The sequence below is a fragment of the Hyphomonas sp. genome (genome assembly GCF_041398465.1).
GTDB lineage: Bacteria > Pseudomonadota > Alphaproteobacteria > Caulobacterales > Hyphomonadaceae > Hyphomonas.
The window spans coordinates 505,173-520,281 of sequence record NZ_JAWKUS010000002.1; the positions used below are offsets into that span (position 1 = coordinate 505,173).

Annotated in this window: 13 protein-coding genes; 7 read left to right on the plus strand and 6 right to left on the minus strand. The window is 59.1% G+C overall.

Features of this window, described 5'->3' with window-relative positions; all coding sequences use genetic code 11:
• The first annotated feature begins 8 nt into the window (after window positions 1–8).
• The 5 genes from R3C98_RS09010 to R3C98_RS09030 all read left to right on the plus strand — a co-directional run bounded on the left by R3C98_RS09010 (window position 9) and on the right by R3C98_RS09030 (window position 5,479).
• Window positions 9–1,946: a MacB family efflux pump subunit gene (locus R3C98_RS09010; RefSeq protein ID WP_371313779.1), complete on the plus strand. Its 1,938-nt coding sequence runs from the start codon at window positions 9–11 to the stop codon at window positions 1,944–1,946.
• 3 nt (window positions 1,947–1,949) lie between these two features.
• Window positions 1,950–3,296 (plus strand): efflux transporter outer membrane subunit, encoded by a 1,347-nt coding sequence (locus R3C98_RS09015; protein WP_371313780.1) that lies wholly within the window; start codon window positions 1,950–1,952, stop codon window positions 3,294–3,296.
• An 86-nt stretch (window positions 3,297–3,382) separates the two neighbouring features.
• On the plus strand, window positions 3,383–3,838 hold the full coding sequence (locus R3C98_RS09020) for a DUF1330 domain-containing protein (protein WP_371313781.1): 456 nt from the start codon (window positions 3,383–3,385) through the stop codon (window positions 3,836–3,838).
• A 142-nt stretch (window positions 3,839–3,980) separates the two neighbouring features.
• On the plus strand, window positions 3,981–4,586 hold the full coding sequence (locus R3C98_RS09025; protein ID WP_371313782.1) for a TetR/AcrR family transcriptional regulator: 606 nt from the start codon (window positions 3,981–3,983) through the stop codon (window positions 4,584–4,586).
• Between the two features lie 104 nt (window positions 4,587–4,690).
• Complete coding sequence (locus tag R3C98_RS09030) at window positions 4,691–5,479, plus strand: SUMF1/EgtB/PvdO family nonheme iron enzyme (RefSeq protein ID WP_371313783.1); 789 nt, start codon at window positions 4,691–4,693, stop codon at window positions 5,477–5,479.
• Between the two features lie 4 nt (window positions 5,480–5,483).
• Here the strand turns inward: R3C98_RS09030 and R3C98_RS09035 are convergent, their stop codons facing one another.
• The 5 genes from R3C98_RS09035 to R3C98_RS09055 all read right to left on the minus strand — a co-directional run bounded on the left by R3C98_RS09035 (window position 5,484) and on the right by R3C98_RS09055 (window position 12,383).
• Window positions 5,484–7,145 (minus strand): sulfatase, encoded by a 1,662-nt coding sequence (locus tag R3C98_RS09035; RefSeq protein ID WP_371313784.1) that lies wholly within the window; start codon window positions 7,143–7,145, stop codon window positions 5,484–5,486.
• Window positions 7,146–7,163: 18 nt separating this feature from the next.
• A complete protein-coding gene (locus R3C98_RS09040) occupies window positions 7,164–8,201 on the minus strand; it encodes a glutathione S-transferase family protein (protein WP_371313785.1) in 1,038 nt (345 codons plus the stop codon).
• 88 nt (window positions 8,202–8,289) lie between these two features.
• A complete protein-coding gene (locus tag R3C98_RS09045) occupies window positions 8,290–10,083 on the minus strand; it encodes an arylsulfatase (RefSeq protein ID WP_371313786.1) in 1,794 nt (597 codons plus the stop codon).
• 114 nt (window positions 10,084–10,197) lie between these two features.
• Window positions 10,198–11,016, minus strand: a complete 819-nt coding sequence (locus R3C98_RS09050; RefSeq protein WP_371313787.1) for a DUF1365 domain-containing protein — start codon at window positions 11,014–11,016, stop codon at window positions 10,198–10,200.
• Entirely contained in the window at window positions 11,013–12,383 is a 1,371-nt protein-coding gene (locus tag R3C98_RS09055) for an NAD(P)/FAD-dependent oxidoreductase (protein WP_371313788.1), read from the minus strand. Before R3C98_RS09055 ends, R3C98_RS09050 begins: the two co-directional genes overlap by 4 nt.
• A 103-nt stretch (window positions 12,384–12,486) precedes the next feature.
• Between R3C98_RS09055 and R3C98_RS09060 the strand changes: the two genes are divergently transcribed.
• Together R3C98_RS09060 and R3C98_RS09065 are read left to right on the plus strand one after the other, a co-directional pair.
• The gene (locus tag R3C98_RS09060) at window positions 12,487–13,134 is read left to right on the plus strand and encodes a sigma-70 family RNA polymerase sigma factor (RefSeq protein WP_371313789.1); all 648 of its coding nucleotides are present in this window, start codon (window positions 12,487–12,489) and stop codon (window positions 13,132–13,134) included.
• Window positions 13,131–13,811 (plus strand): cupin domain-containing protein, encoded by a 681-nt coding sequence (locus tag R3C98_RS09065; RefSeq protein WP_371313790.1) that lies wholly within the window; start codon window positions 13,131–13,133, stop codon window positions 13,809–13,811. The genes R3C98_RS09060 and R3C98_RS09065 overlap by 4 nt, the downstream gene beginning before the upstream one ends.
• A gap of 124 nt (window positions 13,812–13,935) precedes the next feature.
• Here the strand turns inward: R3C98_RS09065 and R3C98_RS09070 are convergent, their stop codons facing one another.
• Window positions 13,936–15,105: a histidinol-phosphate transaminase gene (locus R3C98_RS09070; RefSeq protein WP_371313791.1), complete on the minus strand. Its 1,170-nt coding sequence runs from the start codon at window positions 15,103–15,105 to the stop codon at window positions 13,936–13,938.
• Window positions 15,106–15,109 lie beyond the last annotated feature (4 nt).

Sequence of the window (15,109 nt, forward strand, 5' to 3'; positions counted from 1 at the left end):
AGCCAGCCATGACCTCCCCGCTCATCAGCCTTCAGGATGTGAAGCGCTATTTCGGCTCCGGCGATACGGAAGTCCGTGCGCTGGATGGCGTCACGCTCGACATCCACACCGGCGAATTCGTCGCCATCGTTGGCCAGTCCGGCTCCGGCAAGTCGACGATGATGAACATCCTCGGCTGCCTCGACCGACCGACCGCGGGCAGCTATCGCGTCCGCAGACAGGACATTGCAGATCTCGACGCCGATGAGCTTGCCACCATGCGGCGCGAAACGTTCGGCTTCATCTTCCAGCGATACAATTTGCTCGCCAGCGTCTCGGCTTCGGAGAATGTCGAGATCCCTGCGGTCTATGCAGGTTTCAGCCACGCCGAACGCCAGGAGAAAGCCGACACGCTCCTCACCCGGCTCGGCCTCGGCGAGCGCCTGGACCACAAACCGAACCAGCTTTCAGGCGGCCAGCAACAGCGTGTTGCCGTTGCACGAGCCCTGATCAACGATGCGGAAGTCATTCTCGCTGACGAACCGACCGGCGCACTCGATTCCGGCTCCAGCGAGGAACTGCTCGGCCTGCTCGAAGAGCTGCACGAAGCCGGACGCACGATTATTCTGATCACGCACGATCCGAAAGTCGCCGAACGGGCAAAGCGGGTGATAGAGCTGAAAGACGGCCGCGTCTTATCCGATATCGGCTCAGCCGATATCATTCCCCCGTCACCTGAAACCGGAAAGCAACTTCGCAGGGGCCCGTCCTTTGCCTCGCAGATCATTGAATCTGTAAAAATGGCCTTCCGGTCACTTCGGGCCAATTTGTTCCGGACAGCGCTAACCCTGCTCGGGGTGGTCATCGGTGTCGCGGCTGTTGTCGCGATGCTTGCGATTGGACAGGGCAGCCAGCAGCAAGTGATGGCCCGGTTTGAATCCATGGGCTCGAACCTCCTGTTCGTCCGTCCCGGGGCGCCCGGCACACGCATGCGGGGTGAAGCAATTGCCACCCTCACGCTGGCCGATGCCGATGCACTCAACGAACTGGACAATGTCCTCGCAGCAGTCCCCTCCCGGTCTGGCTCCGCAACCCTGCGCGTAGGCAACAATGACTACAGCACCTCCATCGAAGGCGTCTCCGCCGGTTGGCCGATCGCCCAGAACCGCGGTCTGCTCTATGGCAGCTTCTTCACCGAGGAGGATGTCGACAGGCGTGTCGGCGTCGTCGTGCTCGGCACGACAAGCGCCGGCAATCTCTTCGACAATGTTCAGGACGCCGTCGGACAATATATTTTTCTTGGCGGCGCCCCCTTTGAAGTGGCAGGTATCCTCGAAGAAAAAGGCGCTTCCTCCTGGGGACAGGATCAGGACGATGTCGCGCTGGTGCCGATCACGACTGGCATGATGCGCCTGTTCGGACAGAATTACCTGTCCTCCATCACCATCGCTGTCGACGACACTGACCGCATCGACGAAACCGAGACTGCGGCGCAGGAAATGCTGCTGGCGCGTCACGGTTCAGAGGACTTTCAGCTTCGCAACACCGCCTCCATCCTGGAATCTGTTCAGGAGACGCAGAATTCCTTCTCAATCCTGCTCGGCTCAGTTGCGTCGATTTCTCTTCTCGTCGGCGGCATTGGCGTCATGAACATCATGCTCGTCAGCGTGTCAGAACGGACGCGTGAAATTGGCGTCCGCATGGCCACCGGCGCCCGCCGGTCGGACATCATGAGCCAATTCCTGATCGAATCCCTCGTCGTGGGCGGGCTCGGCGGAATTGCAGGTATACTGATCGGCTTTGGTGTGTGCTTCCTTCTGGGCGCCAACGGCATGCCCATTGCGGTAACGATCACGCCCGCCGTGCTCGCATTCACATCCGCCATGGCAACCGGCCTCGTTTTCGGACTTCTGCCTGCCCGCAAGGCCGCCCACCTGGACCCTGTCGCAGCGCTCGCTTCGGAGTAATCCATGATCAGGAAGATCACACTTTTAACCTCCTTGTTCGCGCTGACGGCCTGCGCCTCCCTTGCACCGCAGACTGATGTGAGCACACACGGCATTTCTTTGCCTGCCACGTATGACAATGCGGCTGAACTGTCCGATGCGCGGGCTGTAGAAACTGACTGGTGGGCGACCTTCGGTTCGGACAACCTCAATGCGTTGGTGGCTGAAGCCCTCGATGCGAACCAGACTCTGGCCGGAGGCATGGCGAATGTGGACGGTGCTCGCGCAGCCCTGAAAGTTTCCAACGCGTCCCTGTTGCCTCAAGCAAGTGCCAGCATATCTGGCTCAAGTGATACCGATCGCGGGCTCGATAATATCAGCTCTTCTGGCCGCTTGTCCGCCTCCTACGAACTCGACCTGTTCGGCGCCAATGCAGCAAGCCGGGAGGCGTCCCAGGCAAGCCTCGATGCCACCATATATTCCCAACGCGCGCTGGAGCTGACCGTACAATCGGATGTCGCCTCCACCTATTTCAACCTGCTCTCCACACGGGAGCAGCTGGAAGTCGCACGCCAAAACCTTGAAATATCGGAGCGGATCTTCGAGATCGTGGAAGTGCGCTACGAGGCCGGGGCCATTTCCGGGTTCGATGTTTCGAGCCAGCGGGCACAACTCGCCAATGCACGGGCACGCATCCCGCAACTCGAATCCCAGATCGTCAGCCTTCAGACCTCTCTAGCGACCCTACTTGGTCAGGTTCCGCAGGACTACTCCGCTCCGGATGAATCCATTCTCGCTCTTGAGCTGCCGCTGGCGGACCCGAGCCTGCCGTCAGATCTTCTGCTGCGCCGGCCGGACTTGCTGCAGGAAGAAGCCAGCCTGAGAGGCGCCGACGCAAACGTGACGGTTGCCCGCGCCGCTTTCCTGCCGGGCATGGATGTCGGGGCGGCTCTGTCCAGCATCCTCAGCGGCGGCGGCGACCTGACCGGGTCGATATCCGCATCGCTGGCCCAGACAATCTTTTCCGGCGGCCGCCTCGAAGGACAGCTGGAGGGCGCGGAAGCACGCCGCGAAGCGCAGCTGGCGAGCTATCGCGGCGCTATTCTGAACGCGCTGCGCGATGTTGATGTCAGCCTGGCGTCGATCGAAGCAGATGCCCACCGGGAGGAACAGCTTCTGGTCGCGCGCGATGCATCCCAGGATGCGCTGGATGCGGCTGAGCTGCGCTACCGGGCCGGGACGGATGATCTGACCAGTCTCCTGACCGCCCAACAGTCGTATTTCACGGCATCCGACAATTATGTGCAGGGCCGCCTCAACCGCCTGACATCCGCACTCAACCTCTATGTCGCGCTGGGTGGCGGATATTGAGCGCCAGGATACCGTTCCCATAATAATTGACACACCCTATGCCAATTTATTAGGCTCTCCGAAGTCAAGGATCGGAGGCAGTGCCCATGGACGTCCGGAATGAAGTCTTCCCGTCTGACCCGGCGCGAATGGCGCAGATGATGGAGAAAGGCCCCGATGGCCCGATTTTCATGGTCAACTTGCTGAAATTCAAGGAAAAAGCCGAATATGACGATGGCCGGGAGACGGATTTGTCGGGCCGCGATGCCTACATGATCTATGGCCGCACGGTGGCCGACATTCTTCCGAAATTCGGCGGCCGGGCCGTGTTTGCAGCGGACGTAACTTTTCTGGCACTCGGCGAAGTGGAAGAGCTTTGGGATGAGGTCGCAATCGCGATGTATCCAAGCCGCGCAGACATGGTGCGGATGTCCCTGTCGGAAGAATGGCGCGACGCCGCCATCCACCGATCTGCTGGCCTCAAGGGACAACTGAACATCGAGACTGTCCTTCCGGTTGCCCAGCAGGCATCCCCATGGGCGAAAAACCTGTTGCAGGACTAGAATATGATCGTTCATGCGGTTCCCGCAGCAGCCGGAACCTTTCTTCAAGACTGATCCTGTTTAAATTGAGAGCTTGAGTGCGGAAATTTTGGACGAAAATCGGCTTGCTTACAGGGCCCGAAACATTGGCAGGGAATAAGAAATGGCGACAGACCAGAGCACGCAGGACGAAGCCCACGTCTCCGATGGCCGCCGGCTGAGGTCTGAACGCAACCGGCAGAAAATCGTTGCTGCGATGATGGAGCTGGTCCGCGAAGGCGACTACGACCCCAGCGTCGCCAGCATTGCCGAACGCGCCGGTGTGGGCCTGCGCACCGTGTTCCGCCATTTCGACGATGTCGATACGCTTTATCGTGAGATGTCCGGCCAGATGGAAGCCCGTATCCTGCCGGAAATTGCCAAACCGTTGACGGCGGAAGCCTGGCAGGACCGCGTCAAGGAGATGATGGCGCGCCGCATCCGCATCTTCGAGGACATCATGCCTGTCCGGATCTGCGCACGCGTGAGGCGCTTCCGGTCGGAATTCCTGATGGCGAACCACAAGAGGTTTGTCGCACACGAAACCGCTGCACTTTCCCTCGCACTTCCCAAGGAAGTGCTTGAGAATGAACCTCTGAAGCTGGCTTTTGATGTGGCGCTGAGCTTCGACACCTGGCGGCGCCTGCGTCAGGATCAGGAATTCTCCCGGGCCAAAGCGACCGCCACACTCGCAGCCATGCTGGATGCCCTCATCGCCGCCGCAGAATGAAGTGGACGCGCATTCTTGTGCTGGCCGTATTGGTCGCCGCTGGCTGTAGCAGATCAACTGACCGAGCGGTTTCTTCAGAGTCCTGCGGGTTGCCTCCCGACGCCTTGAACCAATTCATCCTGGTTCCATCGGGATCGTTCGAAAAAGGCAAAGACCCGGTCTATCCGGAAGAGGCCCCGACGCTCGTCCTGCACGTCGATGCATTCGAGCTGCTATCCCACGAAGTCACAAATGCGGAATTCTCCCGCTTCGTCGAAGAAGCCGGCTATGTCACCGATGCGGAACGCAGCGCAGAAGCGGGCGGAGAAGGTGCCGGATCGGCCGTTTTCCAATCCGCAGAAGGCTCCATCGGAAAGTATCCGTGGAAGCTGGTCTCGGGCGCGACATGGAAATCGCCCGAAGGTCCCGGTTCGAACATTGTCGGCCGCGACCTGCATCCCGTTGTCCATATTTCTCTGGCAGACGCCCACGCTTATGCCGCCTGGGCGGGAGGAAGATTGCCGACGGAAACGGAATGGGAATATACGGTGTCTCTCGGCCTGCCAGACCTGACACGACAGAACTCTGGCGCCTATGATGAGAACGGTCAGCCTGTCGCCAATACCTGGCAGGGAATATTTCCATTGGCCAATACGGCGGCCGATGGCTTTGCAGGCACCTCCCCCGTCGGATGCTTCGGACCCGACAAGGCGGGCATGTTTGACATGATCGGCAATGTCTGGGAGTGGACCGATACGCCGTACGGGCCCGGCACAAATACGATCAAAGGCGGATCGTATCTGTGTGCCGACAATTTCTGCCGGCGCTACCGCCCCGCTGCCCGCCAGCCGGAAGAGACGGACTTCTCGTCAAATCATATCGGCTTCCGCATCGCCCGGGATGTTGCTCCCTAGGCCATCAATTCGGCCAGTACACATATTCGTCGCCTGGCTCGAACCTGTCAGCAGCTGTCTTGTCGACCATGATCGGGCTCTCAATTGTGTAAGGGTACAGAGGCGCGCGAGCCGTCTCCCAATGCGCGTCGATGAGTGCCTGAAGTTCAGCCAGCTTTTCCGGCATGGCATCTGCTAGATTTTCCTGCTCGGTCGGATCCGTCGCCAGATCGAACAGCCAGGCTTTCTGCTGCCGGTCGTTCACCTGCAGCTTCCAGTCCCCCGCCCGCACGACGCGGTAGTACCCGCTCGACCAGAAAATCGCATCATCCTGCCGGGTGATACGTCCACTCCCCGTCGCTTCCGGGAGGAGATTTTCACCATCAATTTCGACACCGGCAGGCAATACCGCGCCGGCAATCGCTGCGAGGGTTGGCATCAGGTCGACATGCGCGACCGGCGTATCAATCGTTGCCTCAGCCGGAATGTGGTTCGGCCACGACACGAACATCGGCACACGGATACCACCTTCAAACAGGGTGATCTTCCATCCGCGATACGGCGCATTGATATCCGGCAAGCCTATATACCCCGCCCCGCCATTATCCGAAGTGAAGACGATTACGGTGTTGTCCGATAACCCCTCTTCTTCAAGCTTATCCATGATCCGCCCGACGCTCCGGTCCAACGCCCGCACCATGGCCGCGTACACCCGCAGGCGTTCCGGCTGGATGTCACCGACAGCCTCGTAGTCCTCACGGGTCGCCTGCAAGGGCGTGTGCACGCCCCAGTGTGCAAGGTAGAGGAAGAACGGCCGGTTGCGATTTGCTTCAATCACCTTGCCAGCTTCTTCCGTCCAGTAGTCGGTCAGGTAACCGCCGGGCTCGAACCAGTCGCTGTTGTTGAATGACGCCGCGTACTGCATCCGTGCCCAGAGGAACTTGTCTATGGGATCGAAGTCCAGTTTTGCATTCACAACATCCGGATCATCGCCGGGCAGATAAAGACCACTGGCCATCAACAGGCTCTCGTCAAACCCTTGCGAAGTCGGGCGGGATTCCTCGCTCCGCCCGAGATGCCATTTGCCGATATGGACCGAGTGATAGCCCGCCTGCTTCAAAAGTTCAGCAACAGTGACCTCCTCGCCCGGCAGTCCTTGCTGGTCGAACGGTGCGCCACCTTCATCTGCCTGCTTGTTCCAGACAATCGGCGGCAAGCCATTGTCCATATCATTGCCAACCATGGATACGATCCGGCCCATGCCGTTCGGCGTGGGTGTGAACTCAAAGCCCGTGCGGGTCGGATAGCGACCTGTCATCAGCATCGCACGCGAAGGCGCGCAGGTTCCCGTGCCCGCATAGGCCTGCTGGAAGATGGCACCCCGCGCGGCAAGCCTGTCGATATTCGGCGTGGGCACCAGACCACCGGCCACGCCACCCCCGAAAGTGGAGATGTCATTTATGCCGAGGTCATCCGCGACGATGAAAATGATGTTTGGCGGCCCCTCGGTCCGATTTACTTGCGCGGCAACGGGGCCCTCGTCCCAGGCGATCTCGCGATTGGGCGCCACTTCAGGCTGCTCTGAATGCTTCACAAGAAACAGGATCACGGCAGACTTGTTAAACCAGGCCAGCCCCCCCAATGCGACCAGAAGGGCTGCCAGACCGAGAGTGATTTTCTTCAGCATTTTCCCACCCGCCTGTGCCTACCCGACCAGTTCTTCGCAGCCTGTGCCTGAAAGTAGCTGCTGGACTTCGTTCCGGACATTGCCAGACAAAGCACCTGCAGTTTCGCGGAGGTGTTGCAGGCATTTGGCCTGGTACGGAAAAGTGGGCTGTGTCCAGACCTGTCCGTCGATCTCGGTTTCGAATTCCGAACGACCCGCGACCACGGCAGCCGCATTCGCCTTCAGGAAAGGCAGGTAAACGCGGCCGATTTCGCTCAACAGAGGCTTCAGGTGTTCAGCCGCTTGCTCAAGTGTGAACCAGTCGCCGCCGGAAGGCTCGACACCGGAAAGGTCTTCCATCCGGTCCAGCCAGGCCCTGACCCGTGCAGAGCGCGCGCGCGTCAGAGCTGCGGAGGTTGGCTCAACAATCGCCAGCTGCGTCAGCTGCCCATAGATCGCAAAATCTGCTGACGATGGCCGCGCCCCAAGTACATAGCCTGCGCTCTGCAACAGAGCATCCAGCAAATCGATAAAACGAAGATAACTTGTCTCGATGGTCGATGCCGTCACATCGTTCGACCCGACGACATAGAGTCGCTCTGTCTGCCGTTTACTGAACATATCTGCCATCATCTGGGCATCCGGGGCAGCAAGCGTCGGCAAGGACCAGTAGACGAGCAGCGGCGCGGCATTGTCGCGGTCCGCCTCGAAATACCAGCGATAGTGGAACATGGCCTTCGTCAGCCACTCATCCGCATAGTCCTCGATGAGTTCATTCAGGAAAGCCAGCGCCGGGTTCTCCGGAATGACGCTGCGGCCGGCATATTCTTGTTCCAAACGACGCGCGATAGGCGTGGAGTCGACGACAGCCTCCACATCACCCTTCGCATCCGGGAAATAAAAAGTCGGCAGCAATTTTACCTTGGGCTGTGGCAGACCGGGCGGCGGATTTTGATGTCCGCCCCAGAGGATTGCGTAGGGAATCCTGCGATAGCGCAGCAACGCCAGCATCTTGCGCGTATAAGGCGACCCCGGCGCGCCCATCAGCTTGAGACGGTTTTCTCCTGCGGTATCCATGTTTCCTCCCCGCCCCTGATCAGGGCTATAATATATTTATTGGCACCCTTCCTGCCATTTGTTTCCAGGTCAATAGCAGACTGCGAAGTCAGCGCCGGAAGAGGCGCCGAACTATGTACACGAAAACGCCGACCATCATGATCACCCCGGCGAGGAGGACGAGCATCTGCGGCCAGTAGGCCTTGAACTGGCGCGCCATCGTGTTGCGGGTGATTTCCTTCAGGGAGCTGTATCCCTCCGGCACCTCCAGAACGCCGACACGCTTGCTGTAGGCCTGGTATTCTTCAAGCATGTCCGCAAACACATCCGGCTTTTCCGAACTCAGGTCCGTTGTCTCACCCGGGTCATGCTCGATATCATAAAGCCGCCAGTGCCCGTCGCCATGAGGCTTCTGATTACGGGTAATTTTCCAGCGGCCCTTCAGGATGGCCGAATTCCCGGAGACCTCCATCCCGATCACATCGTCTGGCTGATACACAGCCGACTGCGCCCCGGACAGGATCGGGTCGAGACTGCGCCCGGTGATCGCATCGTCCGGCGCATCGACACCCGCATATTCCAGCAAGGTGGGTGCAATATCCGTCACGACCGTGCGGGCGTCGATTGTTTCACCCTCCGGCACACCAGGGCCCGCCATGACCAGCGGCACGCGAATTCCACCTTCCGACCCGAGGAATTTGAACATGTTGTTCGGGGAGGCCGCCGCAATCGCCCATTCCGGACCGATGAACCCCCAACTGCCCTCTTCTCCAATGCCTTCGATCCCGATGTGATAGCCGTGCATCTTCATCCAGATCTTCAGGCGGAAGTCTTCATCACCGCGCGAAGGCTCCGGACCGTTATCCGATGTGACGACAAAGATCGTATTGTCGTACTTTCCGGTCTGCTTGAGATGTTCGATGAGGCGGCCAATCTCGATATCCATGGCTTCCATCATGGCGGCATTGACCTGCATACGCGCGGCGTAAAGTGCCTGGTCGTCCGGAGACAGATCAGTCCAGGCGCGCATCTCTTCCGGCATGTCGGCAAGCAGGGCGGTTTGGGGGATCAGCCCGATCTCTTTCGCCTTCTGCCAGCGGGCTTCCCGGAGCGCATTCCAGCCCTCGTCATAGACACCGTCGTATCCGGCAGTCAGTTCCGGAGGCGCCTGAACCGGGATATGGATCGCCTGGAAAGGCACATAAGCGAAAAAGGGCTGACTCTGATCACCCTCATCCAGATAGTCGATCATGTGATCGACGATCATGGTTGAGGAATAGAACGAGTCCGGCAGGTTCGCAGGTTGTCCGTCCTCATACCACGGCGCTTTCTGGTAATACGGCATGTAGGGCTTGGCGGACCAGTTGTCGGCACCCGACGCATCCAGTGCCAGAGACCGGTCAAATCCGTGTGCATTGGGCAGATCACCCGCGCCACTTCCGAGGTGCCACTTGCCCGACATCAAAGTCCGGTAACCTGCAGCTTGCAGTCGGTCAGCCAAAGTCAGGATTCCCGGCTCGAGATGCATCGTGTAGCCGGGTTGGCCAACATGCTCTTTCGGGAGGACCTCAGGAATGGTGGCAATACCTGTCATATGATTGTCCATGCCCGTCAGGAGCATGGCCCGAGATGGCGAACAGAGCGGCGAGGAATAGTGCCGCCGGAACATGGCCCCGCGTGCGGCGAGTGCATCAATGTTCGGCGTCCGCGCCTCCCCGCCATAGACGCCAAAATCCATCAGGGCGGCATCGTCCACGAGGATCAGCACAATATTGGGACGTGCGTCTTCGGACTGGGCAGACGCCCCCAGACCGATCCCGAAGAATGCGATGACTGCGGTGAGCCCCCCACCCAGCCATGCGAAACATTTCCGAACGAGATGACCCGCTGTCCGATCCGGCATTTCCACCCCTGACTCATATAATGACATTCCAACTGTCATTATATGAGTCTTTTGTCAAATTCCGGGGGTGTGGGCCGGAGCGAACAACGGGGCTAAGATCTGAAATTCAGAACGTCAGGCTGCAGGTCCGCTGGTCTGTCGTCGGTCACCCCAGTTGGATGCGGCGCGCCCGAGGCTCACCCCCGGAACCTGACGCTCGGAACCGCGCCGGTGATACCGCGCGCCTTTGAGCACGAGCTTAAACGCCTCCCAATGAATTCCGGCAATCACACCAATCGTCATGAACGGAAACTTTGCGAGTAGTCCGATCGTAGTCCCGGCAGTAACGGAACACGCCTTACCGGCGAGGTGAGCTGACATCCGCTTCTCTTCACCATGCTGGTAGGATATCGCGAGCGCTACATTCTCTGAAGGCGGTTGCACAGTGAATTCATACTGCCCGCGCTGATCAAAAAACGGAGAAACGTAGAAAGCCTTTTCACACTCATGCCTGCAAAGGCCTTTTTTCTGGTCTGCAGCACACAGATAGAAGTGCCGCTCTCCGAACGTATTGCCCACCTCGTAGAGAATATGGTGGAGATCGCCTGCACGATCACGCAGGAAGTAGACCGAGATCGGATTGAACACATAGCCGAACATTCTCGGCAAAGTGAGAAGTTCAATGGTGGCCACATCGTCCTGAACACCCTGCCGGGCGACAAATGCACGAACCCAAGCCGCCAGATCCGTCGTCTCGCCTTTGCCATGATCCAGCGGGTCAAACCGGACCAGTCCCCGCTTCCCGATTTTCAGTAGTTTGGTAAGGCGGCCAACCTCTTCCAGCCGATCCAGATCCAGAAGCAGGTAAGCAATGCGATAGCGCAGCACATGGGTGATCTTGCCGAACCGCCGATGGCTCACCTGACCGACATAATACCGTGCTGGGTGATTCACGCTGACACCGGTCTGGCCACGGCTCGCGAGAGGCGTTCCTGTCCCATATCGAACACCCATGGGCGTTTCCAGTTACTCATGAGTTCCGCGACAGCGAGTCCCGACTGAATTCCGTCCTCATGGAAACCATATCCCTGCCAGGCACCACAAAACCAAGTGTTTCGGCGCCCCTGAATGGACCAGATTTCTCTTTGCGCAGCCATTGCTGCCCCATCGAACACCGGATGATTATAGACGAACTCGCGCTCCACCTTATCGACAGCCGGATCCTTTTCCGGATTCAAAGTAACGAAATAATTCGTCTCCGTTTCCAGTCTCTGCAGCCTGTTCATCCAGTATGTGACCGAGAGTTCCAGCGAGTCGCTGCGCTTCGCCCGGTAGTTCCATGCGGCCCAGGCGGCTTTGCGCTCCGGCATAAGGCTGTCATCCCGGTGGAGGATCACACGGTTTGGCTGCGTACGGAATCGAGAAATTATGTCTGCCTCTGCGTCATCAGCATCATCTAGAAGGGCAAATGCTTCCGGTGCGTGGCAGGCGAATACGACCTCGTCAAAGTCCTCTTGTCGTCCGCTTTCAAAATGAATTCTCGCGCCTTCGGAGGTCCGTGTGACGGACCTTATCCCTGCATTGCAAATGATCCTGTCCGCAAAACCTTTCGTCAGCGGCGCCAGATATGATGCGCTGCCGCCCTCGACGGATTGCCAGGGGAATTGCGGACGAACGCTGACGAGGCCGTGATTGACGAAAAAACGCGCAAGGCTCGCCGCCGGGAAGTCCATGATCATCGAAACCGGACAAGACCAGATGGCGGCCGCCATCGGCAGCAAGTGGTAATCCACAAACGCCGTTCCATACCCTTCCTCTCTGACATATTCGCCGATCGACCGCCCGCGATTGCACTGAGCCAGATCATGCGAGGCGGCATGGAAACGCATGATATCCTTGAGCATCAGATAGAAACGCGGGCTTGCCATGTTCCGGCGCCACGCGAACAGGCCTTCCATGCCGTGGCTGGCATATTCCATCCGCTCGTCCGGGATCGACACAGAGAAATTCATGCGCGTCGGATTGGCACTCACACCAAGATGTTCGAATAGCGCTGTCAGATTCGGGTAATTCGGCTCATTGAAGACAATGAACCCGGTGTCGACCGGAATCGGCCCTTCAGGAGCGTTCACAGTTACCGTCGCCGTGTGGCCACCAATCCGAGCGTCTTTCTCAAACACCGAGATGTCGCATGTATTCTGCAGGGCCCACGCTGCGGAAAGCCCCGAAATTCCCGTTCCGATGATCGCAACTTTCGGGCGGCGGCCTCCAGAAGCGTCCGCAGGACGGCGGATCGCTGGGGCGGCGACATCAAATGGCATGAGCGTTCTCCGGTTTTGCTAAAAGAGATACGCAGCAGCCAGCCTGCCGGATTGAATGATCCAGTCAGCCAGCATTTGCGTAAAAGCAGCAAAGGAGGCGATAATGCGATCTGTGACGTCCGCTCAGTCAGGAGCCATGCATGGCATCAGTTCGAAAAGCCCGGCCAAAGTGAGCGCCCTCCCCGGCCGCTCTGCTCTGGACGGCGAGTTGATGTCTCGCGTGGTCGGCTCTGCTGATCGCGAAGCTTTCAACACGCTGGCTGTCCATTATGCCCCGCGGCTCAAAGCCTGGCTGATGCATCGCGGCGAAGGGGATGCAACGTCCGAAGACATTGTTCAGGATGTTCTTGCTGCCGTCTGGCAGAAAGCCGCCAGCTATGACCGCTCGAAAGCCAGCTTCTCAACCTGGGTCTTCCGTATGACCCGCAATCGCTGGATTGACTACAAGCGCAAGCATGACCGGCTGCAGCCGACTGCGCCACAGGACATGATAGACCTGGCTGACGAGCCGGAAGATTCGCCGCATGTCGGGCTGGAAGAAGCCGAAGCCGCGCAAGCCGTCAGGGAAGCGCTCGCAACCCTGCCGCCAGAACAGAAGCAGATGCTCTACCTCGCCTTTTTCGAGGGCCTGTCCCACAGCGCAATTGCAGAACGGACAGGTATCGCGATCGGGACGGTGAAAAGCCGGATCCGGGCGCCCCTGAAGAAGCTCAGAACAACACTTGAAGCCTACCGAAAGGATGAACCATGAACTCGGCACCCTCCCTGCCGAACACGGTTGATGACGACTGGCTGGCCATGCAGTCAGCGGGATCGCTCTCGCCGTTCAAACAACTCCTGTTGACCTGCCAGGCGGATATCAATCCCCGCTTGAAGAAAACCTTTGACTCGAACGACCATGTCGCCGGGGCGCTGCTGGAAAGCGCGAAACCGGCGGCGCTTTCGGGCGACTTCCTCTCGCGGCTGAACGCTCGTCTGGATACAGAGCAGGCAATCCCACCGGCCGCGGACGCAGATACGAACCTTATCAACGAAGACGAACCGGAATGGATGCCCGCACCGCTCGCTGATTACGTGCGACGCAGCGGCCGCCGCCTCAGGTGGCGGAGTGCCGGCCTCGGCGTCCAGCAAGCACGGCTTGGCCGTAGCGACCGCGGCGAGCGCCTCTACCTGCTACGCGCAAGGCCTGGGCTTCCTGTTCCGCGCCATTCGCATAGCGGTCAGGAGTGGACGCTGGTTCTGGCAGGCGGATACAAATCCGGATCCCGGCAATTCGTCCCCGGTGACATTCATCAGGAAGACGAAGGCTGCATGCACGATCTGCGCATTGACGATGATGGCCCGTGCATCTCGCTCATCGTTGACGAAGGCAAGCTGCGATTTGAAAATCCCCTGCTACGGCTTCTGCAGCCCGTACTTGGAATTTGATTTGCGGTAGTTTTCTGCCAAGCCACAAAAAAGCGAGGCGGAGTAAACCGCCTCGCCCTGATTTGAACTGTTTATGCTCCAGACGGGAGATGTCAGCGTCCCGGAACCGGGACGCTACCTCACATCAGGCGCCGACGATGGCCGGAAGCGCTTTGCAGAAGCGCTCCACGTCTTCGATCTTGCCGGTCGAGACGCGGGTCCAGTCGACATAGTCCATGTATTGTCCGCGGACAGAGATCTTCTGCTCGGCGAACGCTTTCTGGACGTCGTTGGCAGCCTTGCCGGACTTGAAGAAGACGAAGTTCGTCTGAGACGGCAGGTATTCCAGGCCCAGCGTGTCGAGCGTCGTCGTGATCATCTCACGTGCTTCTTTGACCTTCGCCTTGGAGAAAGCGAGGAACTCTTCGTCATTGTAGGAGCCTATCGCGGCAGCATACGACGTGCACGGCGACCAGGACATGGCAGTTGCCTGGATCTTCTGGGCAACTTCCGGGGAAGAAATCGTGTAGCCCATACGGATACCGGCCATGCCGTAGATCTTCGAGAAGGTGCGCGACACGATCACATTCGGATTGTCCTTGATCAGGCCAATGCAGGTGTTGCCTTCCGGATCGTCAGCCAGCTCCATGTAGGCTTCATCGACCAGAACCATGGTCTTGGACGCCATACGCGTTACAGCAGCTTTCAGTGTAGCAGCGTCTGCCACGAGGCCCGTCGGGTTGTTCGGGTTGCAGAGCTGAACGAGCCCGGTTTCAGTCGTGACTTTCGCCTCGATGCCTTCGAGGTCGGTCGTCATGTCCGCTTTCAGCGGCACACGGTCGATGGTCGCCATGCCGAGGCGGGCGGCGTAAAGCGCCGTCGTATCCCAGAACAGACGCGGCGCAACGATCGGACCCTTGGGGCCATAAATCATGGCAATCGCGGACAGCGCTTCACCCGAACCGGTGGTCAGGGCGATCTGCTCAGGCGCCACGCCATTTTTCTCGGCGATCATCGTCGCGAGCAGTTTCACGGCATCCTGGGAAGCATAGTAAGCGCCTTTTGATCCGGCATACTCGATCATCTTCAGAGCAGATGGTGCCGGGCCGTAGGGGTTTTCGTTACGGGACAGGAGCGCAACGCCTTCCGGCGGGCCGAGGAGGTACGGGTTCTCAACAGCGACCTTCTCAGGTGGGAAGGCTCCCTCCGTGGTTTCTGCGATCGCGGATGCGCCCGATGCGCAGGCCGTCGCGCCGGCGACACCGAGGCCGGTCGCGCCAGCCAGAAGAAAACGTCTGGAAATATCGTAAGCCATATTC

Bases quoted from the DNA above. Each gene is read 5' to 3' on its own strand.
- R3C98_RS09010 (WP_371313779.1), top strand. From the start codon at position 9: ATGACCTCCCCGCTCATCAGCCTTCAGGATGTGAAGCGCTATTTCGGC.
- R3C98_RS09015 (WP_371313780.1), top strand. From the start codon at position 1,950: ATGATCAGGAAGATCACACTTTTAACCTCCTTGTTCGCGCTGACGGCC.
- R3C98_RS09020 (WP_371313781.1), top strand. From the start codon at position 3,383: ATGGACGTCCGGAATGAAGTCTTCCCGTCTGACCCGGCGCGAATGGCG.
- R3C98_RS09025 (WP_371313782.1), top strand. From the start codon at position 3,981: ATGGCGACAGACCAGAGCACGCAGGACGAAGCCCACGTCTCCGATGGC.
- R3C98_RS09035 (WP_371313784.1), bottom strand. From the start codon at position 7,145: ATGCTGAAGAAAATCACTCTCGGTCTGGCAGCCCTTCTGGTCGCATTG.
- R3C98_RS09040 (WP_371313785.1), bottom strand. From the start codon at position 8,201: ATGGATACCGCAGGAGAAAACCGTCTCAAGCTGATGGGCGCGCCGGGG.
- R3C98_RS09045 (WP_371313786.1), bottom strand. From the start codon at position 10,083: ATGCCGGATCGGACAGCGGGTCATCTCGTTCGGAAATGTTTCGCATGG.
- R3C98_RS09055 (WP_371313788.1), bottom strand. From the start codon at position 12,383: ATGCCATTTGATGTCGCCGCCCCAGCGATCCGCCGTCCTGCGGACGCT.
- R3C98_RS09060 (WP_371313789.1), top strand. From the start codon at position 12,487: ATGCGATCTGTGACGTCCGCTCAGTCAGGAGCCATGCATGGCATCAGT.
- R3C98_RS09065 (WP_371313790.1), top strand. From the start codon at position 13,131: ATGAACTCGGCACCCTCCCTGCCGAACACGGTTGATGACGACTGGCTG.
- R3C98_RS09070 (WP_371313791.1), bottom strand. From the start codon at position 15,105: ATGGCTTACGATATTTCCAGACGTTTTCTTCTGGCTGGCGCGACCGGC.